We start from the raw sequence: 24,049 nt of genomic DNA on the forward strand, positions 1-24,049 counted from the left end.
GGCAGTACCTGCTAGACTGGACGCCATGCTCGAAGGACTGCCCCATTTCTGGATCAACCGCGCCGCCGACGAAGGGCGGCGCCTGCTGGCGCGCGAGGCTTTCGAGCGCGCCGGCGTCGTTCACGCACGCATCGAGGCGGTCACGCCCGACACTTTGCCCACGGTGAAGGTGCGCGAGCCGTTCGCCAACTCACTGTCCGAGCTGGCGATCGTCGCCTCGCACCTGCGCGCGGCCGGGGCCGCGCTCGATGCGGGCGCCGCGGCCACGGTGATCATGGAAGACGACGTGCGCGCCCACCACCGCTACGACGGCGCGGCGCTGCTGGCGTCGGCGCCCCCCGACTGGGAAATCCTGCAACTGCACGTCAGCCATGCGTCGGTGATCGGCGAGCTGGGCGAGCTGTACCTGCGCCACGGCATCCTGTGGCATGAATGGGAGCCGAGCTGCTACTCGGCCGGCGCCTGGGTCGCGCGGCGCGGCGCGCTGGCGTCGCTGCTGGCGCGCTACAGCCCGGACGGGGTCGGGCTCGACCTGTCCGGCGTGCACGCCTGGGGCAAGCTGGTGGCCGACCACCTGCTGTACCGGCGCACCGTCTGCTACACGGCGACGGTGCCGTACTTCTTCAACGACATCGCGCTCGACTCGACCCATGCGCCGCAGCGCGACGCCACCCACCATCGTCCCGGGGCGCTGGCGGCGCAGGGACTCAGGCAGCGCATCCTCGCCGCCAGGGGCGTTTACCCGTTCGCGCTGGACCGGCCATGAACGGCGCCAGCCACGACGTCGCGGTGGTGATCGTCACGACGTGCCGCCTGTCGCTGGCGCGCGCCGTGCGCTCGGTCTACGGCCAGCGCATCGACGGGCGCATCCAGATCCTGGTCGGCGTCGATTGCGACCCGCACGGACGGCTCGATGCCCTGCTGGCGCGGCTGGCGCCGGAATGTCCGCCGCACGTCACGCTCAGCCTGATCGACCTGGGTTACTCGACCTCGCGCCGCCATGGGGGCGTGCACGCCTCGTTCTACGGCGGCTCGCTGCGCTCGGCCCTGACACTGCTGGCTGACAGCCGGATCGTGGTCTATCTCGACGACGACGACTGGTTCAGGGACGACCATTGCGCCCTGGTGCTGGCCGCGATCGAGGGCAAGAAATGGGCTTTCTCTTATTCTGTGTACGCCGATGGCAATACCGGCCAGGAGTTGTGCGTGGACGAGATCGAGAGCGTGGGCGTGGGCCGCGGCATCTATGCCGAGCGTTTCGGCGGCTTCGTGCGGCCCAGCGCTCTGGCGATCGACAAGCTGCAGCTGCTGCACCTGGTGCACCTGTGGTCATGCGCCGCGTTCGCGACCGGCGACGGCGAGGACCGGCTGGTGTTCGAACAGCTGCGCCACGAGCCGCATGGCTGCACCGGCGTGGCCAGCGTGTGCGTGGCGCTCGATCCGAACGACGCGCTGCATGCGCGGCGGCTGGAATTCATGCGCACGCGCGGGGTGGCGTATGACGGCGCCGACAAGGTCGAGTCGAGCCGCTAGCGCCGGCCGGCGCCAGGTTCAGGCTTGCGCAGCGGTGCCGGCAATGACCACCCGGTTACGCCCATCCTTCTTGGCTGCGTACAGGGCGCGGTCGGCCGCCTGCAGCGGATCGGCTTCCTGCTCGCCATCTCCGTTCCATTGAGCGACGCCGAACGAGGCCGAGATGCCCGAGATCGTCGCGCCCTGGTGCTGGATGACCATCTCGGCCAGGGTCTGGCGTATCGACTCGGCGCACTTAGCCGCTTCTTCCGCGCCGCAATCGGGCAACATCAGCACCAGTTCCTCGCCGCCGTAGCGGCAGGCCACGTCGCTGGCGCGCACCCGTTGCAATAGAATACGGCTGGCCGCCTGCAGCACGAGATCGCCGCCATCGTGGCCGTACGTATCGTTGATGCGCTTGAAGTGATCGAGGTCGATCATCACCACCGAACAGACGCTGCGGCTGCGCTGGGTGCGCGCCAGTTCGCGCTTGAGCGACTCGTCGAAGAAGCGCCGGTTGTACAGGCCGGTCAGCGGATCGACGGTCGACTGGTAGCGCAGCGTATGGCGCAGCGAAACATTGCTGATCGCCAGGCTGAGCTGTTCGGCCAGCGAGACGATGTGTGCGTTGTCGCCCGGGCTTGCGTCGTGCCGGTCGCCGGCGATCACCAGGATGCCAATCACGTCGCCCTGGGAAATCATCGGCACGCAGGTCTGGGCCTCATGGTCACTGTGCCAGGTGGCGCCATGGTCGCAGCACAGATCGTGTTCTCTGCTGGCTCGATGGACCTTGCCCAGGCGCAGGGCCCAGCATTCGCCTGGCGCCACCGTGGGCGGCGCATCCTCCATCAGGCCCCAGCTTGCCTTCAGTTCAAGCACGTCACGCGAATTACGGTATAGATAGACCGCGCCAGATGCGCCAGGCAACAGTTTGCGCAGGAATACCGGTAAAACCCGCTCGAGCTCGGGCGGTGTCTTCACGCTGTCGAGCGCCTGCAGCATGTCGGCGGTAATCGCCAGGCGCTCGGCGCGTATGGCGGCCTGTTGCGCCAGCTGGGCGTTGTTCTCCGCTAGTAATGTGGACTGGCGCGCCGATTCCGCCTGCTCGTTCAGGCTCCTGGTCACGATGTAGATGGTTGCAAAAATCAGCACGACGCTGGCCAGGCTGGCGCCGATGCCCAGCGCCGAGTTGTAGCGCAGGGTGGCTGTCAGCTCGTCGCGCAAACTATTGCGGTGGTCGGCCAGCGCCTTTTGCTGGCGGCCGAGCAGGGTGCGCAGCTCGTCCATGAGGATCTTGCCGCGCTGGCTGGCCACCATGTCCATTGCCGCCTTGGCCTTTCCGGCTTTCTTCAGGCGGATGGTCTGGTCCATTTCCGAGACCTTTGCCTTGCTCAGTTCGACGATACGCGCCACCAGCGCGCGCTCCGCCTCCGAACCGGCGTGCCGCTGCAGATGCTCGAGCGCGGCGGGTATGCCCGCCACGCCGGCATTGTACGGGGCCAGGAAACTCTCGTCGCTGCCGATCAGGAAGCCGCGCTGACCGGTCTCGGCATCCTGCAGCAATGTCAGCATGAGACCGTAGGCACGTTCCTTGGCAGCCTCGTCCTTGAGCGCCTCAAGGGTGGCGTTTGCCTGGGAACTGCTGAGGATGGGCAGCGTGGCAAGACAGGCAAGGATGACGATGATGAGGGTGCCGAAAATCTTCAGGCTGGCGTCGAGTCGCGAAAACATGCTGCTAGGAAATAATGAGTTTGACGGATGATAGCCCGGGACGGGCGCGGCCAGTGCGGGGAACAGGCGGCCACATTCGCTTCAGTTCGGACAATCGGCGCGTGGAGGCGTCGCCAGCGCCGCCGCGTAGGCCGCATGCGGTCCATGAGCTCCCAGCGCCGCCAACGCCGTCTCGTATCCCGTTTGCGCCTGCTCGAAACTGGCCGCCGCCCAGATCGCCGCGAAGTGCCCTGCGTTCCAGGTATTTGCGCCCGTCTGCACATAGGTATAGGCCCACGGCGCATCGAGCAGCAGCACCCGCCCGCGCAGCAGCATGGCGTGCATGACGGCGGTGTCCTCGCCGCGCGCCAGCGCCGGGTAGGACGGCACGCTGGCGCGCCGCGCCAGCATCGAGCCTTCCCATTCGCGTGCGCCGGACACGCCCAGCCGGCGCTCTCCCGGCGCCCACAGCAGCCAGCGCTGCAGGAACATGGCGTCGGCACCCAGCGCCAGCAAGGCCTGCATCCCCAACGCGATGCGGTCGGGGTGGTACAGGTCGTCGTCGTCCCACTGGCAGATCCAGTCGCCGCGCGCGGACGCCAGGGACAGGTTGCGCAGCTCGCCCAGGCTGGTCGCCGGTGTGGCGGGGTAGACCAGCCGGATGCGCTCGTCGCCGAGCTGGCGGCAATAGGCTTCGATCGCGGTGCCGGGGCCGTCGCACACCAGCACCAGTTCGCGCGCGGCCCAGCCCTGGGCGCGGAAGCAGTCGACCGCGAAGCGCGCCGGGAACAGGCGGCCGCGGGTCACCATCAGGCACGACACCAGCGGCTGCGCGCCGGGCCAGGCCAGCTGCTGCAGCACGCCTTGCGCCACCTGCACACCGTCCTGGCCCAGCTTGAAGCCGGCGCCGCGACCGGGGGCGGGCAGGAAGTCGGCCAGGCTCATGGCGCGGCTCCCGGCAGGTAGGGCTGCGCCAGCAGCGCATAGGTCGAGGCGCCGGCGCGTACCCAGTCCTCGGTCAGCAGGCCGGCGTGGAAGCTGGTGAAGTCGGTGCGCGCGGCGTCCCACCACAGGTGGCTGCACAGGTGCAGGCTGACCACGTCGCGCAGGTCGGGATCGACCCGCTCGAACAGGTTGCGCATGCCGTCCGGCGTCCACGGATGGCGGTAGAAGTACTGGCGCGGCACCACGTGCACCAGGTCCGGGTGCGCCTCCCACAGGCGCGTGGCGAGCTGACAGGAGTGGCTGGTCCACTTGCCGTCGAAGGCGGCGTGGGAGTCGTGCAGCCAGCGCGCGATGAAGGGCGCGCCGGGACGGGCCGCGATCAGTGCGTTGCACAGCGACGGGCGCAGGATGCCGCGTTCGTCGGGCAGGGCGCCTTCGTCGCCCAGCACGCATTCGTAGTCATGCAGGTGGTCCGGCATCGGCGCCACGAACAGGGTGTCGATGTCGGCGTAGACGCCGCCATGTTCGGCCAGCACGCGCAGGCGGATGAAGTCGGCCTCGTGGGCATAGCTCCAGCCGGCGGCGGCGATCATGCGGCCTTCGCCGGACTGCTGATAGGCGGCTTGCGGCAGCGCTTCGCGCCTCACCTTGTGCAGCACCAGGTGCGGCTTGATGCGGTCCCACAGCGGTCCCCACGGCTCGTGGTCGTGGTGGAACCAGATCGCATGGCCGGGATTGAGCCGGCGGCACGATTCGAGGCACAGGTAGTGCGCCAGGTGGAATGGTTCGTCCTGCACGCGCAGGCCGAACACGAAGTGGAAGATGCGCGGGATCATGGCTGGCCCTCCAGGACGCCGATCGCGCGGGAGAACTGGCGCATGACGGTTCCCTCGGCGTAGCGGTTGGCGATGGTCTCGCTCAGGCGCCGGGCATCGGGATCGGGCGCATCGCCGTGGATGAAGCGGTAGCGCATCTTGGCGCGCGCATCCGCCACGTCGGCCACCGCCCAGCGCTGGTTGGGCGTGTAGGTGGTGCCGGGCCAGTCGATCGCTTCCAGGCGGCCCCCGACCAGGCCCGGATGGTCGCGCCCGAGGTAGTCGAGGGGACCGCTCCAGCCCGTCATCAGGACCGGACGCCCGAGGGCGGCGGCCTCGAAGGCGCCCATGCCCCAGCCTTCGGCGCGGCTCAGGGACACATAGGTGTCGCCGATGCCGTGCACGCAGTCGATCCAGCTGCCATCGAGGCCGTCGCCGGCCAGCACGCCGATGCGCGGGAGTTGCGCGCGAGGGCTGCGCGCGGCGAAGGCGCGGATGGTTTCCTGCACCAGCTCGCGCGAGGTCTTGCCCTGTTCGTGGGGCAGCGGGAAATGCACCGGCCGGGTCGAGGTCTTGATGCACAGGGCGACTGCTTCGTCGGCCGTGAACTCGGCGAGGAAGGCTTCGACGAGGCGCGGCAAGTCCTTGCGCAGCATCCAGGCGCCGATCGTGTAGAACACGTGGTCGTCAGACCGGAAGCCGAGCTGCTCGCGCAGCCCGGCGCGGCTGGCCGGCGTGACGTCGTCGACGGCGTGGCGCCGGATGTGCGGCACCACGTGCACCGGCACGGTCACGCCGCCGGCGCGAAACGCCTCGGCATTGAAGGTCGACGGCACCAGCACCGCCTCGAACCGGTTCAGTATCGCCGGCCAGTGGGCCGGGATGCGGTCGGCCTCCCAGGTGCAGTAGGCATAGTTGCGCTTGCCCGGCTCCAGGCAGGCTTCCAGGTATTCGGGCACCAGGTGGGCGACCATGATCTCGCAGTCGCGCGGTGCTGCGCAGCGCGCGAGGACGGCGGGCAGGTCGCGCAGGCTCGGGTCGGCGCTCGCCGCGCGCATGCATTCGAGGAGCTCCGGCGCCATGCCCGGTTCCCAGAACTGCAGGCCTTGCGGGCCCCAGAATACAGGCTGCCACTGTACGTCGTAACCCAGGTTGAGCAGGCCGCGCAGGTAGGCCAGGCCGGACAGGCCGTAGCCGGTGGTGTCGCCGTAGGAGACATATTTGATGGTCATGCGGTTTCCTGATGCTGGCGCTCGACGCGCAGGCCGGCGATGCGCAGCAGCCCCGCGCCGGCGCTGAAGATGCCGATCACGATGTCCTTGCGGCTGGTGGCCACGTCGAGGTCGAGCGCCGGTGTCGCCGCGCCGCCGTTGAGGCAATGCTCGGCGCGCGCCAGCGGCAAGCCGGAGCCGTTCTCCAGCGCCACCAGGGTCAGCGCGGCGCCTGCTGCCGCATCGTCCAGTTCCAGCAGCACCCGGTAGCGGCCCGCCGCGAACGGGATCGGCAGGTGGCACAGCGCCACCGTGTCGAGCGCACCGTCGCCCCTGGCCGGCGCGCCTTGGTAGACCAGGCGGCCGCCGTCGAGCTTTGCCGCGGTGCGGGCATGCTGCGCCAGGTAATCGGCGCCGACCAATACCGGATAATCGGCGGCATAGGTCAGGCGGGCATAATAAAAATCGTTGTAGTCGTTGACGCCGCGCTCCAGCCCCAGTTCCGCCAGCCCGGCGGCGCGCTTGGTGCGGTAGCCGATCAGGCGTCCGTCGGTGGCGTCGAGGAAGGCCAGCGACTCGGTATCGTTGCGCTGGGCCAGGTTGCTCACCTCGCCCAGGTGGATCTGGTCCGGTTCGCAGTGCAGGGCAATCGCCTTGCCCAGCAGCACCGGACCCGTGGGGCACAGCGAGGAAGCGCCGCGGTAGCGGCTGCGGCAGTTGGCCACGATCATCCGGATCGCCGCCGCCAGGGCCGGCGCGCCCGCCGGCGCGGCCAGGATGGTGTTGCTCACGATCCAGGGCGCAACCACGGCGCGGTCGCGGAACACGATCAGCTTGCCCGATTCCAGCGGCAGCGGGGCATGGAAGAACACCGACAGGTCGGCATACAGCCCGCCGAACTCGTGCAGCAGGCACAGGCGCGCCAGGTCGGCGCGGTAGGCATAGGGCAGCAGCTGGTCGTAGGCCCAGGCGACGTCGGCCTCCATATGGGTGCGCAGGAAATCGCGGATGGCTTCCTGGCCGTACAAACGGTGCGGCAGGCCCGGGTGGTGCTCGCGCAGCGACGCGAGATTGCGTGCGATGGCGGGCGGCAGCGCCTGGTCGGCATGGGCCTGGTCGGCGATGAGGATGCTGAATAGATTCATTGGCGGAGACGAAAACGCGTGCTCGCATTGTACGGGATGACGGAGAGCCTGCGGCATCTTGAAAAGGCCCTCACTCATCCCTATCTTGCTCTCAAGCTAATAACAACCTCTAGGGAGCAACACCATGCGGCAAGATAAATTGACGACCAAGCTCCAGGAAGCCCTGGCGGATGCCCAGAGCCTGGCGGTCGGCAACGATAACCAATACATCGAATCGATTCACCTTCTGCTCGCCCTGCTGAACCAGGACGACGGCAGCGCGCGCTCGCTGCTGCAGCGCGCCGGTGTCAACGTCGGCGCGCTGACCAATGCGCTCAAGCTGGCGCTGGAGCGCCAGCCGAAGGTCACCGGCGCCGGCGGCAACGTCCAGGCCGGGCGCGACCTGATGGCCTTGCTGAACCTGTCCGACCGCGAGGCGCAAAAGCGCGGCGACCAGTTCCTGTCGTCCGAGATGGTGCTGCTGGCGCTGTCCGACGATAAGTCCGACGCCGGCCGCCTGGCGCGCGAGAACGGCCTGGCCCGCAAATCGCTGGAGTCGGCTATTTCAGCCGTGCGCGGCGGCGAAGCGGTGAATTCGCCCGAGGCGGAAGGCCAGCGCGAAGCCCTCAAGAAGTACACGCTCGACCTGACCGAGCGCGCCCGCGCCGGCAAGCTCGACCCGGTGATCGGCCGCGACGACGAGATCCGCCGCGCGATCCAGGTGCTGCAGCGGCGCAGCAAGAACAACCCGGTGCTGATCGGCGAACCGGGCGTCGGCAAGACCGCCATCGTCGAGGGCCTGGCCCAGCGCATCGTCAACGGTGAAGTACCCGATTCGCTCAAGGGCAAGCGTGTGCTGTCGCTCGACATGGCGGCGCTGCTGGCCGGCGCCAAGTTCCGCGGCGAGTTCGAAGAACGCCTGAAGGCCGTGCTCAAGGAGCTGGCGCAGGACGAAGGCCAGACCATCGTCTTCATCGACGAGATCCACACCATGGTCGGCGCCGGCAAGGCCGAAGGCGCGATGGACGCCGGCAATATGCTGAAACCCGCGCTGGCGCGCGGCGAGCTGCACTGCGTCGGCGCGACCACGCTCGACGAGTACCGCAAGTACGTCGAGAAGGACGCCGCCCTCGAGCGCCGCTTCCAGAAGATCATCGTCGACGAGCCGAGCGTGGAGGCGACCATCGCCATCCTGCGCGGCCTGCAGGAGAAGTACGAGCTGCACCACCAGGTGGACATCACCGACCCGGCGATCATCGCCGCGGCCGAGCTGTCGCACAGGTATATCACCGACCGCTTCCTGCCCGACAAGGCGATCGACCTGATCGACGAGGCGGCGGCCAAGATCAAGATCGAGATCGATTCCAAGCCCGAAGTCATGGACCGCCTCGAGCGCCGCATGATCCAGCTGAAGATCGAGCGCGAAGCCGTGCGCCGCGAGACCGACGAAGCCTCGCAGCGACGCCTGGAACTGCTGGGCGACGAGATCGCGCGCCTGGAGCGCGAGTACAACGACTACGAAGAAGTGCTGAAGGCCGAGAAGGCGGCGGTGCAGGGCACCACCCATATCCGGGAAGAGATCGAGCGCATCCGCTTCCAGATGGACGAGGCCAAGCGCCAGAGCAACTGGCAGAAGGTCTCGGAGCTGCAGTATGGCCGCCTGCCGGAGCTGGAGGCGCAGCTGCGCCAGGCCGAGGAAGCCACGGCCCGCGCCGAAGCCGATAACGTGAAACCGAAGCTGCTGCGCACCCAGGTGGGCGCCGAGGAGATCGCCGAAGTGGTCTCGCGCGCGACCGGCATCCCGGTGGCGCGCATGATGCAGGGCGAGCGCGACAAGCTGCTGCACATCGAGGACGAGCTGCACAAGCGCGTGGTGGGCCAGGACGAGGCGATCGAGGCGGTGTCGGATGCGATCCGGCGCTCGCGCGCCGGCCTGTCGGACCCGAACCGTCCCTACGGCTCCTTCATGTTCCTGGGCCCGACCGGGGTCGGCAAGACCGAGCTCTGCAAAGCGCTGGCGGGCTTCCTGTTCGATACCCAGGACGCGCTGATCCGCATCGACATGAGCGAGTTCATGGAGAAGCATTCGGTGGCCCGCCTGATCGGCGCGCCGCCGGGCTACGTCGGCTACGAGGAGGGCGGTTACCTCACCGAGGCCGTGCGCCGCAAACCCTACAGCGTGATCCTGCTGGACGAGATCGAGAAGGCGCACCCGGACGTGTTCAACGTGCTGCTGCAGGCGCTGGACGACGGCCGCATGACCGATGGCCAGGGCCGCACCGTGGACTTCAAGAACACGGTGATCGTGATGACCTCGAACCTCGGGTCGCACCGGATCCAGTCGATGGACACGGACGAACCCGCCGTGGTGAAGATGGCCGTGATGGCCGAGGTGCGCGGCCACTTCCGTCCCGAGTTCATCAACCGGATCGACGAGATCGTGGTGTTCCATGCGCTCGACGAGAAGAATATCGGCGCCATCGCCCGCATCCAGCTGCACAACCTGGAAGCGCGCCTGGCCAAGATGGAGATGACGCTCGATATCGACGAAGAGTCGCTGCAGAAGATCGCGGAGGCTGGCTACGATCCGGTGTATGGTGCGCGCCCGCTCAAGCGCGCGATCCAGCAGCAGATCGAAAATCCGCTGTCCAAGGCCATCCTGGCCGGCCGCTTCGGGCCGAAGGACACGATCCCGGTGCGGGTGCGCCATGGCGAACTGGCGTTCGGCGAGGAGGCGGTCGACCTGGCCAAGTAACGCAACCTTTGTTGCGGGGGCGAGGGGCGCGGCATCCTGCCGCGCCCCTCGTTATTTTCCACGATGCGAAATGATCGTCCTGCGATGTGGAATATGCAGCAAATCCGCCGGCGGGTTTGTTCTCATGCTGAGAAATTTTGTTTCACATTGTGGTTCTTTATTGGTAAGTAGTTGAAATAAAAGTAAATTATTTTACTGTTCTGTCTTATATAAGAGTGATTGTGCTGCGCACAAACCGGGCTAAGATGGTGTCAACGGATTCGCACCTACCTTCAACTTCAGGAGAGCATCATGACCAGCCGTGAACAGCAAATCGCCGAACTGCAGCAGGAATGGGACAGCAACCCGCGCTGGAAAGGCGTGGTCCGCAACTACACCGCGGCCGACGTCGTCCGCCTGCGCGGCTCCCTCCCGATCGAGCATACCCTGGCCAAACGCGGCGCCGATAAGCTGTGGCAGCTGGTGCACGACGAGCCCTACGTCAACGCCCTTGGCGCCCTGACCGGCAACCAGGCCATGCAGCAGGTGAAGGCCGGACTGAAGGCGATCTACCTGTCGGGCTGGCAGGTGGCGGGCGACGCCAATGCCGCCGGCGAGATGTATCCCGACCAGTCGCTGTATCCGGCCAACTCGGTGCCGCTGGTCGTGCGCCGCATCAACAACACTTTCCAGCGCGCCGACCAGATCCAGTGGTCCGAGGGCAAGGACGACATCGATTACTTCGCGCCGATCGTGGCCGATGCCGAAGCCGGTTTCGGCGGCGTGCTCAATGCCTACGAGCTCATGAAGTCGATGATCGAGGCGGGCGCCGCCGGCGTGCACTTCGAAGACCAACTGGCCTCGGTCAAGAAATGCGGCCACATGGGCGGCAAGGTGCTGGTGCCCACCCGCGAGGCGGTCGAGAAACTCAACGCCGCGCGCCTGGCGGCCGACGTGATGGGCACCTCGACCCTGGTCATCGCCCGCACCGATGCCGAAGCCGCCGACCTGCTGACCTCGGACGTCGACGCCAACGACAAGGAATTCTGCACCGGCGAGCGCACGGTGGAGGGCTTCTTCCGCGTCAAGCCGGGCATCGAGCAGGCGATCTCGCGCGGCCTGGCCTATGCGCCGTATGCCGACCTGGTGTGGTGCGAGACCGGCAAGCCCGACCTCGAGTTCGCGCGCCGCTTCGCCGACGCCATCCATGCGAAATTCCCGGGCAAGATGCTGGCCTATAATTGCTCGCCCTCGTTCAACTGGAAAAAGAACCTGGACGACGCCACCATCGCCAAGTTCCAGAAAGAGCTGGGCGCCATGGGCTATAAATTCCAGTTCATCACCCTGGCTGGCTTCCATGCGCTCAACTACGGCATGTTCAATCTCGCCCACGGCTATGCCCGCAGCGGCATGTCGGCCTTCGTCGAGCTGCAAGAGGCCGAATTCGCGGCTGCCGAGAAGGGCTTCACCGCCGTCAAGCACCAGCGCGAAGTCGGCACCGGCTACTTCGACGCCGTGACCCAGGCCATCCAGCAGGGCCAGAGTTCGACCACCGCATTGCATGGCTCGACGGAGGATGAACAGTTCTTCGAAGATAAGAAAGTCGCCTGATTTTTTTACAATCTCCCGCGCTGTTTTTCTTGCCAAGCCGCAGCCCCGCAAGGGCTGCGGCTTTTTGCGTGGCGCAATGCATTCCCAGCCGCAGTCGGTTGTAGTGGATAATGGCGCCTAATTCTGCCGCCAACTTTCTCGCGGCAAACCTCTTTTAGGAATTCCAGCTTATGTTGAGCTACCGCCACGCCTTCCACGCGGGTAACCACGCCGATGTCCTCAAGCATTTCGTCCAGGTGCAGCTGCACCTGTACATGAACCAGAAGGATGCAGCCTATACCTATATCGACACCCACTCGGGCGCCGGCGTGTATGCGCTCGACAGTTTCCAGGCGACCAAGACCGCCGAGTTCGATACCGGCATCGGCCCGCTGTGGAACTGCACCGACGTCCCGGCCCCGCTGAAGGAATATCTCGACCTCATCAAGGGCATGAATCCGAGCGGCAAGATGCGCTACTACCCGGGTTCGCCCTGGGTGGCCGAGCAGATGTCGCGCGAGCAGGATCGCCTGCGCCTGTTCGAGTTGCACCCGGCCGATTGCAAGATCCTGGCCGATAACTTCCGCAAGCTCGACGCCCACAAGGCGGAGCAGGGCGAGCGCTCGCGCGGCCGCCGCGTGATCATCGAGCATGGCGACGGCTTCCATAGCATGAAGGCGCTGCTGCCGCCGCCGTCGCGCCGCGCGCTGGTGCTGATCGATCCGCCCTACGAGATCAAGGATGACTACAAGCGCGTGCGCGATGCGCTCGAAGAAGCGCTGGCCAAGTTCCCGAGCGGCATCTATGCGATCTGGTATCCGGTGCTGCAGCGCATGGAGTCGCGCCAGTTCGCCGACCGCCTCAAGCGCCTGCCGGCCAAGGAATGGCTCAACGTCACCCTGACCACCAACACCCCGACCCCGGACGGCACCGGCCTGCACAGCAGCGGCATGTTCATCCTGAATCCGCCGTACACGCTGGAGCCGATCCTGCGCGAAGTCATGCCCTATCTGGTGCGCGTGCTGGGCAAGGATGCCGGCGCGCGCTTCACGATCGAAAAGGGCACGCAGGTGACCGGCGCCGCCGCCGGCCGCCTGGCGGGCGACGCGCCACGGGCGCCGGTGGGCAATGCGCGCCGCGCCAGCCCGCTGTCGGGCAAGGGCAGCCTGCGCCTGCCGGGCCAGAGCATGCCGCGCGCCGACGAAGCGCCGGCCGCCCCCGCCAAGCCGGCGCGCGCCGGTGGCCCACGCACTGCCGCGCCACGCGATGGCGTGCCACGCGGCAACGCGTCGCGCAGCCGTGCCGATGCGGCCGCGGGCCCGCGTGACGGCGCACCGCGCACCGCGCGGAGCAGCGCTGCCCGGCCGACCGCGCCGAGCGCGCCGCGCAACGGACGAACCCGCCAGGGCGGTGGCGGTCGCGGCTGATTCGAACATCGTTCGATTCGATGTCGAAATGCTAAGATTAGCATTTTTGTAGTATAGTCGGCGTAGGTGGGTGGCGCGTGCCGTCCACCGGGCGCGGCGCGCTGCCGTGACTGTTTCCAGGAGTATTTTTCGATGCACGCCGATGCAACGGCAGCGGTCTCCGTGCCGTCCGATGATTTCTTTCTTGCGCGTCAGCCCATCCTCGGGCGCGACCAGCATCTGGTGGCGTTCGAGCTGCTGTTCCGTGCGGCCGGCGAGGACGACGACGCCAAGCTGACCGACGGCGCGGCGGCGACCGCCGCCGTCATCTCGCATGCATCCCAGCTCGGCATGGAGCAGGTGGTGGGCGAGCAGCTTGCCTTCGTCAACGTCGACGAAGTGGTGTTGATGAGCGATTTCGTGCGCTTCCTGCCATCCCATAAGGTGATCCTGGAAATCCTCGAGACGGTGAAGCCGACGCCGGAATTGCTGGCGCGCGTGGCCGAGCTCAAGGAGCTGGGCTTCAAGTTCGCGGTCGATGACGTGGTCGAGCACTCGAGCGAGCTCGACAAGCTGGTGCAGCTGGTCGACATCATCAAGGTCGACGTCAAGGGCGTCGCGCCGAACGAGCTGGCGCAGCTGGTCGAATCGCTGCGCGGCACCGGCAAGCGCCTGCTGGCCGAGAAGGTCGAGACCATCGACGAGTTCAAGCTGTGCATGGAACTCGGCTTCGAATATTTCCAGGGCTATTATTTCGCGCGTCCCGTGATCCTCAGCGGACGCAAGATCACGCCGTCCGAGATCACCATCCTGCGCCTGCTGGAACTGGTCAACTCGAACGCCGACAGCCAGGCGATCGAGACCGCCGTCAAGCGCGACGCCCTGATCAGCCTCAACCTGCTGCGCCTGGTGAACAGCCGCGCGGTGCCGGGGCCGCGCATCGAGTCGCTGTCGCAGGCCCTGGTCCAGCTCGGCCGGCGCCAGCTGGGGCGCTGGCTGCAGATCCTGCTCTACACGGCGGCCGGCGCCCGGGTCGAGCTCAAGTCGCCGCTGCTGCAACTGGCCACGACGCGCGGCAAGCTGCTCGAACTGATGACGCTGCGCGTACGGCCGGGCGATACCGCCAGCGCCGACCGCGCCTTCACGGTCGGCATCATGTCGCTGGCCGAAGCCTTGTTCTCGGTGCCAATGGCCGACATCCTGGCCCACGTCGACATCGCGCACGACGTGCGCGAGGCGCTGCTCGAGCGCGAAGGCGATTTCGGCACCATGCTGCGCATCGCCGAGCTGCTCGAGGCGGCCGAGGGTGGCGGCAAGCTGGCCTGCGCGCTCAAGAAGATCGGCCTGACGGTGGCCGAGGTGCGCGAGATCGAGCTGGCGGCGTTCGACTGGGTGCGCGAGCTGACCAACGACGCCCCACCGCCACTGCAGTAGCCACTCCATCGTCATTGGTGACATTCCGTGAGCGTGTAGCGCCGCGCCTGGCGCTACAGTCATGGGATGAGTGTCGCCATCCTTTTCCTGGCCGCCGCCGCGGCCATCGCTTCAGTCCACGATTCCGCCGATCAGGATCGCATCCGGCAGGCGATGAAGTTCGATCTCTACGCCTGCGCGCGTCCTGACTATCCGCCTGCCGCGCTGGCGCAAAGGGCCGGGGGACAGTCGACGCTGGACATCCAGATCGATGCCGGGGGCAAGGTCGCTGACGCCCGGGTCGCGGTGTCCAGCGGCAGGGCCGATCTGGACGCGGCGGCGCTGGCCGGCATCCGCAAATGCGCCTTCCATGCGCTGAACACGCTGGGCAAGCCGCCAGGCACGCGGTTCGGGGCGCAGTTCATCTGGCAGCCGGGCGAACCGCCGCGGGCGCTCGATCCGGCGCTGGTCATGCGTACCCGGCGACTGGCGGAACAGGGCGATCCCGCTGCCCAGAACACCCTTGGCACCTGGTATGAGCAGGGGCGCTTCGTCGAAAAAGACCTGGCGCAGGCCGCGGCCTTGTATCGCCTGGCAGCGCACGGCGGCAACAGGTATGCGCAAAACAATCTCGGGGTGCTGCTCAACCGTGGCGCCGGCGTGGCGCGCGATCGCCGCCAGGCGGTTTTCTGGTATGCCAAGGCAGCCGAACAGGGGCATGGGTGGGCCCAGGCCAACCTGTCCTGGGCCTATCAGCATGGCAGCGCCGGCGAGCGGGATATGAAGCAGGCGCGCGAGTGGCTGACCCGGTCGGCCGAAGGCGGACTGGCCGCCGCCCAGGTGCGGCTCGGCCTGATGATGCTCGAGCGGGCGGTCTATGCCGAAGCGCGGGCGCCGGGTGCAGAATGGTTCGCACACGCGGCCGTGGCGAACGATCCTGCCGGCCTCTATTACCTTGGGCGAAGTTACGAGCTGGGCGTCGGCAACGAGCCGGATGACGTGCTGGCCGCCGCCCTGTATCGGCGCGCGCTCGGGCGCAGCGGCGGGCGCGCCGAAACGGCGCTGGCGACATTGATCGAGGATGGCCGGGCGCAGGCCGAGACGCCGGACGAAGTGCTTACGCTGTACGAGACCGCCATGCGCTCACGCGACGGCGGCGCCTTCTATCGTTACGGTCTCGTGCTGGAGCGGCGCGGCGATCATGCGCTGGCGGCCGCGCTGTTCCGGCATGGACAGCGCCTGGGTGACTGCCGGGCGGCCATCCGGGCCATTCAGACTCGTGTCGGGGTGACGCTTGAAGCAGGCGGCGTATCGCCGCGCACCATCCGGCCGGTATCGGTGGAGCAGTGCGGGGGCTCGCTCGAGCCCCGGCCGCAGGGTTGGCGCGAGCTTTACTGACCCAGGAACAGGAATACGGTCGGCTTCTTGTGGAAGTCCGGCCCTTTATTGGCCGCCAGCGCCGCCTTCCACTTGGCGGCCGTCAGGGTGCGCACCGACTCGGTGGGGAGCGACAGGTCGGTCGCGACGCAGATCAGGGTGCCGGGTTGGCAGGCAGTCGCCAGCGCTTCGAGCATGGCGCCGTTGCGATACGGCGTCTCGATCAGCAGCTGGGTCTGGCGCTCGGCGCGCGAACGTTTCTCCAGCTCGACGATGCGCTTGGTGCGCTGCGCCGCGTCGGTCGGCAGGTAGCCATTGAAGGCGAAGCTCTGGCCATTCAGCCCGCTGGCCATCACGGCCAGCAGCAGCGAAGACGGCCCCACCAGCGGACGCACCGCGATGCCGTGCTGGTGGGCCAGGCGCACCAGGTCGGCGCCAGGGTCGGCCACGGCCGGCACGCCGGCTTCCGACACCAGGCCCGCATCGCGGCCCGCCAGCAATGGCGCCAGCAGTTGCGCCAGCGCCGCCGGCGGCGTGTTCACGTTCAGTTCGGCGATCTCGATTTCCTGCAGCGGCTTGGCCAGCGGGTGATCGATCGCGATCAGTTTCAGAAAGGCGCGCGCGGTCTTGGCGTTTTCCGCCACGAAGTAATCGAGCTTGCTGGTCAGCGCCTGCACCTGGGTCGGGAGCAGGGCGTTCAGGGAGCCTGGAGTGGCGTCGGTCGGGCCGAGGGTGTTCGGAATCAGGTACAGGGTGCCGGGCATGATGGAATGAAGTAATGAATCAGGCGCCAAAAAACGGGACGCCGGCCTTGCGCAGCATCCCGGTCAGGGCGATCAGCGGCAGGCCGGTGAGGGCGGTGGGGTCGTTCGACTGGATGCTTTCGAGCAGGGCGATGCCCAGCCCTTCGTTCTTGGCGCTGCCGGCGCAGTCATACGGCTGCTCGATGCGCAGGTAGGCGTCGAGTTCATGGTCGGGCAGGTCGCGGAAGGCGACGCGCACCTGCACATTCTCGATCTGGGCCGCCTGGTCCGGGTCCGGCACGCGGCCATCCCACAGGCATAGAGCGGTGTGGAACACGACTTCGCGTCCGCGCATCAGCTGCAACTGGGCCAGGGCGCGTGGATGGTCGCCGGGCTTGCCGATCTGCAGTCCATCCAGGGTAGCCACCTGGTCGGAGCCGATCACCAGCGCGCCGGGGTGCAGGGTTGCTACGGCCTGCGCCTTCGCACGCGCCAGGCGCAGGGCGGTGGCTTGCGGCGTTTCGCCGTCCAGCGGAGTCTCGTCGATGTCGGGCGCGACGGCCTCGAAGGGCAGGCCAAGGCGCTGCAACAGTTCGCGGCGGTAGGCGGAACTCGAGGCGAGGATGAGCGAGGGCATTGGTTTCATGGCGCAGTTGATGAGGATACGACGCGGAAATGCGACGGTTTTTTGACGCTGGCGCGAAAAGCCTGCTATTATCGCAGGTTTTCCGGGGTAACTTTCTAAATGAGCGCTTTTGTCATCGACGCCTTCGAGTTTTGCAAGAACGACGGCCATCGTGAAGGCTCTACGCCCCTGGTCGAGATGACCCGTCTCGCCGCCGAGAGCACGGACAAGAGCGGCGATATCCGCTGGTCCATCCAGGGCGGCCAGACCCGTCAGGGTTATCCTTCGCTGACCCTCGCGGTCGCCGGGCATGTGAAGCTGGTGTGCCAGCGTTGCCTGCAGCCTATGGATTACGAGATCGATTCGTCGACCATGCTGGTGCTGGGCGAGAACGACGAGGATGCCGACGCGATCGAGGAAATCCTCGACGACGAAAGCATCGACGTGATCGTCGGCAGCCGCACTTGCGACATCCGCGAGTTGCTCGAGGACGAGGCCCTGCTGGCCTTGCCGCAGTCGCCACGGCATGACGTTTGTCCGGATACGGGCTTGCTCGATAGCCTGAAAACCGATAAAGTGTCGCCTTTCGCCGCCCTCAAGAACCTGAAGGCGGATTAAGAAGAAGTAATAGCAAGAACAATCAGCAGCACAGGATTCGCAGTACGGTGGCGGCAGCGTAGAAACAATGTCGTCCAAATTCTGCAAAAAACGTGTCAAACGCGTGCAATCGAGTATGGCATTCGCGGTAGTTGTAGCAGCGTTCAACATGTCGGCAGTCCTCAAGGCTTGCCGCCGAGATACTCGACTTGCATCCTTTTTGCATATCGAATGTGTTAAAATTTTAGAACTTTGTACTAGGAGTTATCATGGCAGTTCAACAGAATAAGAAATCCCCATCGAAGCGCGGCATGCACCGTTCGCACGATTTCCTGACCGCCCCTAACCTGGCAGTCGAGCCGACCACCGGCGAAACCCACCTGCGTCACCACATTTCGCCAAACGGCTTCTACCGTGGTCGCAAGGTCCTGAAGACCAAGAACGACGAGTAATCGACGTTCTGGCTTTTAGCATCATGAAAGCGGCGCAACGTATGTTATCTGCGTGGCGCCGCTTTTTCTTTGGCATCTGCTCAGTAACCGGCTGCATCCTGGGAGTCCGTCCCGACGCTCCTGGCACCGTCATGTTGAACAGCCTGGATCCCGTGCGCATGTGCGCCACGCCCCGATCCCCTCTGGCCGCCCGTCCTGTGTGAGCCGCGGCATCTCCAACAAATGACAATTAAAATATCCATTGACTGCATGGGCGGCGATCACGGCCCCTCAGTTACCATTCCGGCAGCCATCTCCTTTCTCAAAAAGCAAGCTGACGCCGAGCTCGTGCTCGTGGGCGTCGAAGATGTGCTGCGCGCAGAACTCAAGAAGCATCACGCGGACAACAACCCGCGCCTGACCGTCAAGCACGCCTCCGAAGTCGTGACGATGGAAGACCCGGTCGAAGTGGCCCTGCGCCGCAAGAAGGATTCGTCGATGCGCGTCGCGATCGAGGCCGTCAAGGACGGCAGCGCCCACGCCTGCGTCTCGGCCGGCAATACCGGCGCCCTGATGGCCGTCTCGCGCTATGTGCTCAAGACCATGGCCGGCGTCGATCGCCCGGCGATCTGCTCGATCATGCCGAACCAGAAGGGCGGCCCGACCTATATCCTCGACCTCGGCGCCAACGTCGACTGCGAGCCCGACCACCTGCACCAGTTCGCCATCATGGGCTCCGTGCTGTGCTCGGCGATCGAAGGCATCCCGCGTCCGACCATCGGCCTGCTCAACGTCGGCACCGAAGAGATCAAGGGCAACGAGGCGGTGAAAGCCACCGGCGTGCTGCTGCGCGCCGACGCCGAACGTGGCAAACTGAACTTTTTCGGCAATGTCGAAGGCAATGACATCTTCAAGGGCACGGTCGACGTCGTCGTGTGCGACGGTTTCGTCGGCAACGTCATGCTCAAGGCGATCGAAGGCCTGTCGCGCTTCATGAAGACGACGTTCAAGGAAAGCGTCATGTCGATGCTGGGCGCGCTCTTCGCGCGCAAGGCGCTCAAGAAGCTCAATCCGGAACGCTACAACGGCGCCGGCCTGCTGGGCCTGAAAGGCCTGGTCTTCAAGAGCCACGGCGGCGCCAATGCGTATGCCTTCGAGTGGGCGATCAAGCGCGCCTACGATGCCGCGCACAATAATGTGCAGGAGCACCTGTCGGCCCTGATCGCCGAACTGATGCCGAGCCCCCCGGTAACGGCTGCGGCGACCGCGGCCGCGGTTGCGCCGACATCGGCGCCCGTGCAGGACGGCCAGCGCCAGGCACAATAACCCAGCAGGATGGTGAAGCAATGACCATGTATAGCAAAATCACCGGCACCGGCAGCTACCTGCCAGCCAACCGCGTCAGCAACGAACAGCTGGCGGCTCAACTCGCCGAGAAAGGCGTCGAAACCTCGCACGAGTGGATCGTCACCCGCAGCGGCATCGAGGCGCGCCACTACGCCGCGGCCGACGAACTGTCGTCCGACCTGGCCGTGCACGCCGCCCGGAAGGCGCTCGAGATGGCCGGCAAGACCCCGGCCGACGTCGACCTGGTGATCGTCGCCAGTTCCACCCCCGATTTCCACGGCAGCTTCCCGAGCACGGCCTGCATCGTCCAGCAAAAGCTGGGCATGGCCAACGGCAGCGCCGCCTTCGACGTGGCCGCCGTCTGCAGCGGCTTCGTGTACGCGGTCTCGACCGCCGACGCCTTCATCCGCGCCGGCAACCACAAGCGGGTGCTGGTGATCGGCGCCGAAGTGTTCTCGCGCATCGTCGACTTCAACGACCGCACCACCTGCGTGCTGTTCGGCGACGGAGCCGGCGCCGTGCTGCTCGAAGCCTCGAACGAGCCGGGCATCCTCGGCGCCAAGTTGCATGCCGACGGCAGTCATGCCGACATCCTGTCGATCCCGGGCAACCTGGCCAATGGCGCGGTCGCCGGCAGCGGCTTCCTGCACATGGACGGTCCGGCGGTGTTCAAGCTGGCGGTGTCGGTGCTCGAAAAAGTCGCGTATGAGGTGCTGGATCACGCCGGCGTGTCCGCCGATCAGGTCGACTGGTTGGTGCCGCACCAGGCGAACATCCGCATCATGAACGGCACCGCCAAGAAGCTCGGCCTGCCGCTCGAGAAGATGGTCGTCACCGTCAACGAGCACGGCAATACCTCGGCCGCCTCGATCCCGCTGGCGCTCGACCAGGCGGTGCGCGACGGCCGCATCAAGCCGGGCCAGAACGTCCTGATGGAAGGCGTGGGCGGCGGCTTTACCTGGGGCGCGGTGCTGGCGCGCATGTAAGCGCCGGGACTAGCCTCCAAGAACAACAAAACTACGGAAAACAACGATGAGCAAATTCGCATTCCTGTTCACCGGACAAGGCGCCCAGGCAGTGGGCATGCTGAACGGCTTCGCCGGTAACCCGGTCGTCGATCAAACGGTGCAAGAAGCGTCCGATGTCTTGGGCTTCGACCTCAAGCGCCTGATCGCCGAAGGTCCGAAGGAAGACCTGGACCTGACCACCAATACCCAGCCGGTCATGCTGACCGCCGCGGTCGCCGTCTACCGCGCCTGGATCGCGGCCGGCGGCCCGGTGCCGAACGTGGTCGCGGGCCATAGCCTGGGCGAATATTCGGCCCTGGTCGCGGCCGGCGTGATCCCGTTCGCCGACGCCGTGCCGCTGGTGCGCTTCCGCGCGCAATCGATGCAGGACGCGGTGCCGGTCGGGCAGGGCGGCATGGCCGTCATCCTCGGCCTGCAGGCCGACGACGTGCGCGCCGTATGCATTGAGGCAGCGCAAGGCGAAGTGGTGGAAGCCGTGAACTTCAACGAGCCAACCCAGATCGTGATCGCCGGCCATACCGCCGCCGTCGAGCGCGCCTGCGAGATCGCCAAGGCCAAGGGCGCCAAGCGCGCCATGAAATTGTCGGTGTCGGCGCCATTCCACTCGTCGCTCCTGAAACCGGCCTCCGACCGCCTGCGTACCTATATGGCGGAGCTGAAGTTTGCCGCTCCGCAAATTGACGTCATCAACAACGTCGACGTCGCCGTGCTGAACGATCCCGAGCAGATCAAGGACGCGCTGGTGCGCCAGGCCGCCGGTCCTGTCCGCTGGGTCGAGACCATGCAGAAGATGGCGGCTGACGGCGTGACCCAGGTCATCGAATGCGCACCGAGCAAGACCCTGATCGGCATGGCCAAGCGCATCGACGCCAACCTCGTCGGTGAAGCGCTGGTCGACCAGGCTGCGCTGGAGCGCGTGCTGGCATCGTTCAAGCCGGCTTGATGCCTCTGAACCAAGAATAAAGGAAACCTATGAATCTGCAGAACCAAGTCGCCCTCGTCACCGGCGCATCGCGCGGCATCGGCAAGGCCATCGCGCTGGAACTGGCGCGCCAGGGCGCCAAGGTCGTCGGCACCGCCACCAGCGAATCGGGCGCCCAGGCGATATCAAGCTACCTGGCCGAATTCGGCGGCAAGGGCGTGGTCCTGAACGTGCTCGACGCGGCCCGCTGCGCGGAAGTCGTCGACGAAGTGCAGAAGGGCTATGGCAGCCTGTCGATCCTGGTCAATAATGCCGGCATCACCCAGGACAACCTGGCCATGCGCATGAAGGACGACGAGTTCGACAACGTGATCGCCACCAATCTCACCGCCGTCGGCCGCCTGTCGCGCCTGGTGCTGCGCGGCATGATGAAGGCCAAGGCTGGCCGCATCATCAGCATCACCTCGGTGGTCGGCGCGGCCGGCAACCCGGGCCAGATGAACTATGCCGCCGCCAAGGCCGGCGTGGCCGGCATGACCCGTGCGCTGGCCCGCGAGATCGGCAGCCGCAACATCACCGTCAACTGCGTGGCCCCTGGTTTCATCGACACCGACATGACCAAGGCGCTGGGCGAAGGCCAGCACGAGGCCCTGCTGACCCAGATTCCGCTGGGCCGCCTGGGCCAGCCGGAAGACATCGCCCATGCGGTGGCCTTCCTGGCCGGGCCGACGGCCGCCTACATCACGGGCACGGAGCTGCACGTGAATGGCGGCATGTACATGAATTAATCAGTAAAGTAATAAATAAATAAAGACCGCGTTCCAATCGGTCCCGGCGAGCCGGTCCCGATTGGAACGCAATCCGGACTTTTAGCAGGACTTTCCGGCGAAATAGCCGCAGTCGCCGAAAATAGTTTTTCGGGTCGCAAACCTGATAAAATGCGCGCACTTTCCGCAACACATACCTTAATGGAGCCAAAACATGTCGGATATCGAACAACGCGTTAAAAAAATCGTCGCTGAGCAACTGGGCGTTGCCGAAGCAGACATCAAAATCGATTCCTCGTTCGTTGACGACCTCGGTGCTGACTCGCTGGACACCGTTGAACTGGTGATGGCACTGGAAGACGAGTTCGAAATGGAAATCCCTGACGAGCAGGCTGAGAAGATCACCACCGTCAAGCAAGCCATCGACTACGCAACCGCGCACGTCAAGGCCTAAGTAGTCGCTTTACAGTTTTTGGGAGAATCGCTTGAGTCGTTCACGCAACCGCCGTGTCGTCGTCACCGGCCTGGGCTGCATCTCACCGATCGGTAACACCGTTGCCGAGACCTGGGATGCGGCACTGGCCGGCAAGTCGGGCATTGCCAACATCACCAAGTTTGATGCAGCGCCATTCACGACCCACTTCGCTGGTGAGGTCAAGAACTTCAACGTCGAAGACTACCTGCCGGGCAAGGAAGGCCGCCACATGGATACGTTTATCCATTTCGGCATGGCAGCCGGCATCCAGGCCCTGCAGGATTCGGGCCTGGAAGTCACCGAAGAGAACGCGGACCGCATCGGCGTGGTGATCGGTTCGGGCATCGGCGGCCTGCCGATGATCGAAGCGACCAAGGAAGAATACGCGAACCGCGGCGCACGCCGTATCTCGCCGTTCTTCGTGCCGGCATCGATCATCAACATGATCTCGGGCGATCTCTCGATCAAGTTCGGCCTGCGCGGTCCGAACCTGTCCATCGTCACCGCCTGCACCACCGGCCTGCACAGCATCGGCGCGGCAGCGCGCCTGATCGAGTACGGCGATGCCGACGTGATGATCGCGGGCGGCGCCGAATCGACCGTGTCGCCGCTGGGCCTGGGCGGTTTCGCCTCGGCGCGCGCGCTGTCGACCCGCAACGACGATCCGGCCACCGCCTCGCGTCCATGGGACCGCGACCGCGACGGCTTCGTGTTGGGCGAGGGCGCCGGTGTCATGGTGCTCGAAGAATACGAACACGCCGTTGCGCGTGGCGCCAAGATCTATGCTGAAGTCATCGGCTTCGGCATGAGCGCGGACGCCTACCACATCACCTCGCCGGTCGAGGACGGTGCTGGCGCGGCGCGTTGCATGGTCAATGCGTTCAACAACGCCGGCATCAACGTCGACCAGGTGCAGTACGTCAATGCGCACGGCACCTCGACCCCGCTGGGCGACAAGGCTGAAGTGCAGGGCATCAAGCGCGTGTTCGGCGACCATGCCAGGAACCTGGTCGTGAACTCGACCAAGTCGATGACCGGTCACCTGCTCGGTGGCGCCGGCGGCCTGGAATCGGTGTTCACCGTGCTGGCGATCCACAACCAGGTGTCGCCACCGACGATCAACATCTTCAACCAGGATCCGGAGTGCGACCTGGACTTCTGCGCCAACACGGCGCGCGAGATGCAGATCGACTACGCGGTGAAGAACTCCTTCGGTTTCGGCGGCACCAACGGTACGCTGATCTTCGCCAAGGTCTGAACCACTTCGCCCCATCCCG

Annotated in this window: 22 protein-coding genes; 15 read left to right on the forward strand and 7 right to left on the reverse strand. The window is 66.0% G+C overall.

Going from position 1 to position 24,049, the window contains the following annotated elements; all coding sequences use genetic code 11:
• The first annotated feature begins 25 nt into the window (after window positions 1-25).
• Together J3U95_RS07135 and J3U95_RS07140 are read left to right on the forward strand one after the other, a co-directional pair.
• A complete protein-coding gene (locus J3U95_RS07135) occupies window positions 26-766 on the forward strand; it encodes a glycosyltransferase family protein (RefSeq protein ID WP_208277929.1) in 741 nt (246 codons plus the stop codon).
• Window positions 763-1,533, forward strand: a complete 771-nt coding sequence (locus J3U95_RS07140) for a hypothetical protein (protein ID WP_208277930.1) — start codon at window positions 763-765, stop codon at window positions 1,531-1,533. The genes J3U95_RS07135 and J3U95_RS07140 overlap by 4 nt, the downstream gene beginning before the upstream one ends.
• Window positions 1,534-1,551: 18 nt before the next feature.
• On the opposite strand, the gene J3U95_RS07145 is transcribed toward J3U95_RS07140, so the two are convergent.
• From J3U95_RS07145 to J3U95_RS07165, 5 genes are all read right to left on the reverse strand, one after another.
• Window positions 1,552-3,243 (reverse strand): diguanylate cyclase, encoded by a 1,692-nt coding sequence (locus J3U95_RS07145; RefSeq protein ID WP_208277931.1) that lies wholly within the window; start codon window positions 3,241-3,243, stop codon window positions 1,552-1,554.
• A gap of 81 nt (window positions 3,244-3,324) precedes the next feature.
• Entirely contained in the window at window positions 3,325-4,167 is an 843-nt protein-coding gene (locus J3U95_RS07150; RefSeq protein WP_208277932.1) for a glycosyltransferase family 2 protein, read from the reverse strand.
• A complete protein-coding gene (locus J3U95_RS07155; protein ID WP_208277933.1) occupies window positions 4,164-5,003 on the reverse strand; it encodes a glycosyltransferase family 32 protein in 840 nt (279 codons plus the stop codon). The genes J3U95_RS07150 and J3U95_RS07155 overlap by 4 nt, the downstream gene beginning before the upstream one ends.
• On the reverse strand, window positions 5,000-6,214 hold the full coding sequence (locus tag J3U95_RS07160; protein ID WP_208277934.1) for a glycosyltransferase family protein: 1,215 nt from the start codon (window positions 6,212-6,214) through the stop codon (window positions 5,000-5,002). The genes J3U95_RS07155 and J3U95_RS07160 overlap by 4 nt, the downstream gene beginning before the upstream one ends.
• Window positions 6,211-7,338, reverse strand: a complete 1,128-nt coding sequence (locus J3U95_RS07165; RefSeq protein WP_208277935.1) for a glycosyltransferase family 32 protein — start codon at window positions 7,336-7,338, stop codon at window positions 6,211-6,213. Before J3U95_RS07165 ends, J3U95_RS07160 begins: the two co-directional genes overlap by 4 nt.
• A 124-nt stretch (window positions 7,339-7,462) precedes the next feature.
• Here J3U95_RS07165 and clpB point away from each other — a divergent pair, with 124 nt between their 5' ends.
• From clpB to J3U95_RS07190, 5 genes are all read left to right on the forward strand, one after another.
• Entirely contained in the window at window positions 7,463-10,072 is a 2,610-nt protein-coding gene (clpB, locus tag J3U95_RS07170; protein WP_208277936.1) for an ATP-dependent chaperone ClpB, read from the forward strand.
• 291 nt (window positions 10,073-10,363) lie between these two features.
• Window positions 10,364-11,662 carry an isocitrate lyase gene (gene aceA, locus J3U95_RS07175; RefSeq protein ID WP_208277937.1) on the forward strand — a complete coding sequence of 433 codons (1,299 nt, stop codon included), beginning with the start codon at window positions 10,364-10,366 and terminating at the stop codon, window positions 11,660-11,662.
• Between the two features lie 170 nt (window positions 11,663-11,832).
• Entirely contained in the window at window positions 11,833-13,068 is a 1,236-nt protein-coding gene (locus J3U95_RS07180; protein WP_208277938.1) for a 23S rRNA (adenine(2030)-N(6))-methyltransferase RlmJ, read from the forward strand.
• A 132-nt stretch (window positions 13,069-13,200) separates the two neighbouring features.
• Window positions 13,201-14,481 carry an EAL and HDOD domain-containing protein gene (locus tag J3U95_RS07185; RefSeq protein ID WP_208277939.1) on the forward strand — a complete coding sequence of 427 codons (1,281 nt, stop codon included), beginning with the start codon at window positions 13,201-13,203 and terminating at the stop codon, window positions 14,479-14,481.
• Window positions 14,482-14,547: 66 nt separating this feature from the next.
• Entirely contained in the window at window positions 14,548-15,858 is a 1,311-nt protein-coding gene (locus J3U95_RS07190) for a tetratricopeptide repeat protein (protein ID WP_208277940.1), read from the forward strand.
• Here the strand turns inward: J3U95_RS07190 and J3U95_RS07195 are convergent.
• Both J3U95_RS07195 and J3U95_RS07200 read right to left on the reverse strand, forming a co-directional pair.
• Window positions 15,852-16,601 (reverse strand): SAM-dependent methyltransferase, encoded by a 750-nt coding sequence (locus J3U95_RS07195; RefSeq protein WP_208277941.1) that lies wholly within the window; start codon window positions 16,599-16,601, stop codon window positions 15,852-15,854. The genes J3U95_RS07190 and J3U95_RS07195 overlap by 7 nt on opposite strands.
• A 19-nt stretch (window positions 16,602-16,620) precedes the next feature.
• A complete protein-coding gene (locus J3U95_RS07200; protein WP_208277942.1) occupies window positions 16,621-17,217 on the reverse strand; it encodes a Maf-like protein in 597 nt (198 codons plus the stop codon).
• A 108-nt stretch (window positions 17,218-17,325) separates the two neighbouring features.
• On the opposite strand from J3U95_RS07200, the gene J3U95_RS07205 reads away from it, so the two are divergent.
• From J3U95_RS07205 to fabF, 8 genes are all read left to right on the forward strand, one after another.
• Window positions 17,326-17,823 carry a YceD family protein gene (locus J3U95_RS07205; protein ID WP_208277943.1) on the forward strand — a complete coding sequence of 166 codons (498 nt, stop codon included), beginning with the start codon at window positions 17,326-17,328 and terminating at the stop codon, window positions 17,821-17,823.
• A 248-nt stretch (window positions 17,824-18,071) separates the two neighbouring features.
• Complete coding sequence (gene rpmF, locus J3U95_RS07210; protein ID WP_005666806.1) at window positions 18,072-18,254, forward strand: 50S ribosomal protein L32; 183 nt, start codon at window positions 18,072-18,074, stop codon at window positions 18,252-18,254.
• Between the two features lie 222 nt (window positions 18,255-18,476).
• Complete coding sequence (gene plsX, locus J3U95_RS07215) at window positions 18,477-19,559, forward strand: phosphate acyltransferase PlsX (protein WP_208277944.1); 1,083 nt, start codon at window positions 18,477-18,479, stop codon at window positions 19,557-19,559.
• 20 nt (window positions 19,560-19,579) lie between these two features.
• Entirely contained in the window at window positions 19,580-20,566 is a 987-nt protein-coding gene (locus J3U95_RS07220; RefSeq protein ID WP_307728352.1) for a beta-ketoacyl-ACP synthase III, read from the forward strand.
• Between the two features lie 46 nt (window positions 20,567-20,612).
• Window positions 20,613-21,551, forward strand: a complete 939-nt coding sequence (fabD, locus tag J3U95_RS07225) for an ACP S-malonyltransferase (RefSeq protein ID WP_208277946.1) — start codon at window positions 20,613-20,615, stop codon at window positions 21,549-21,551.
• A 29-nt stretch (window positions 21,552-21,580) separates the two neighbouring features.
• The gene (gene fabG / locus J3U95_RS07230) at window positions 21,581-22,318 is read left to right on the forward strand and encodes a 3-oxoacyl-ACP reductase FabG (RefSeq protein WP_208277947.1); all 738 of its coding nucleotides are present in this window, start codon (window positions 21,581-21,583) and stop codon (window positions 22,316-22,318) included.
• A gap of 193 nt (window positions 22,319-22,511) precedes the next feature.
• Entirely contained in the window at window positions 22,512-22,751 is a 240-nt protein-coding gene (gene acpP / locus J3U95_RS07235; protein WP_005666812.1) for an acyl carrier protein, read from the forward strand.
• 31 nt (window positions 22,752-22,782) lie between these two features.
• Window positions 22,783-24,030 carry a beta-ketoacyl-ACP synthase II gene (gene fabF / locus J3U95_RS07240; RefSeq protein WP_208277948.1) on the forward strand — a complete coding sequence of 416 codons (1,248 nt, stop codon included), beginning with the start codon at window positions 22,783-22,785 and terminating at the stop codon, window positions 24,028-24,030.
• Window positions 24,031-24,049 lie beyond the last annotated feature (19 nt).

The organism is Massilia oculi (assembly GCF_017582745.1).
Taxonomy (GTDB): Bacteria; Pseudomonadota; Gammaproteobacteria; order Burkholderiales; family Burkholderiaceae_D; genus Telluria; species Telluria oculi_A.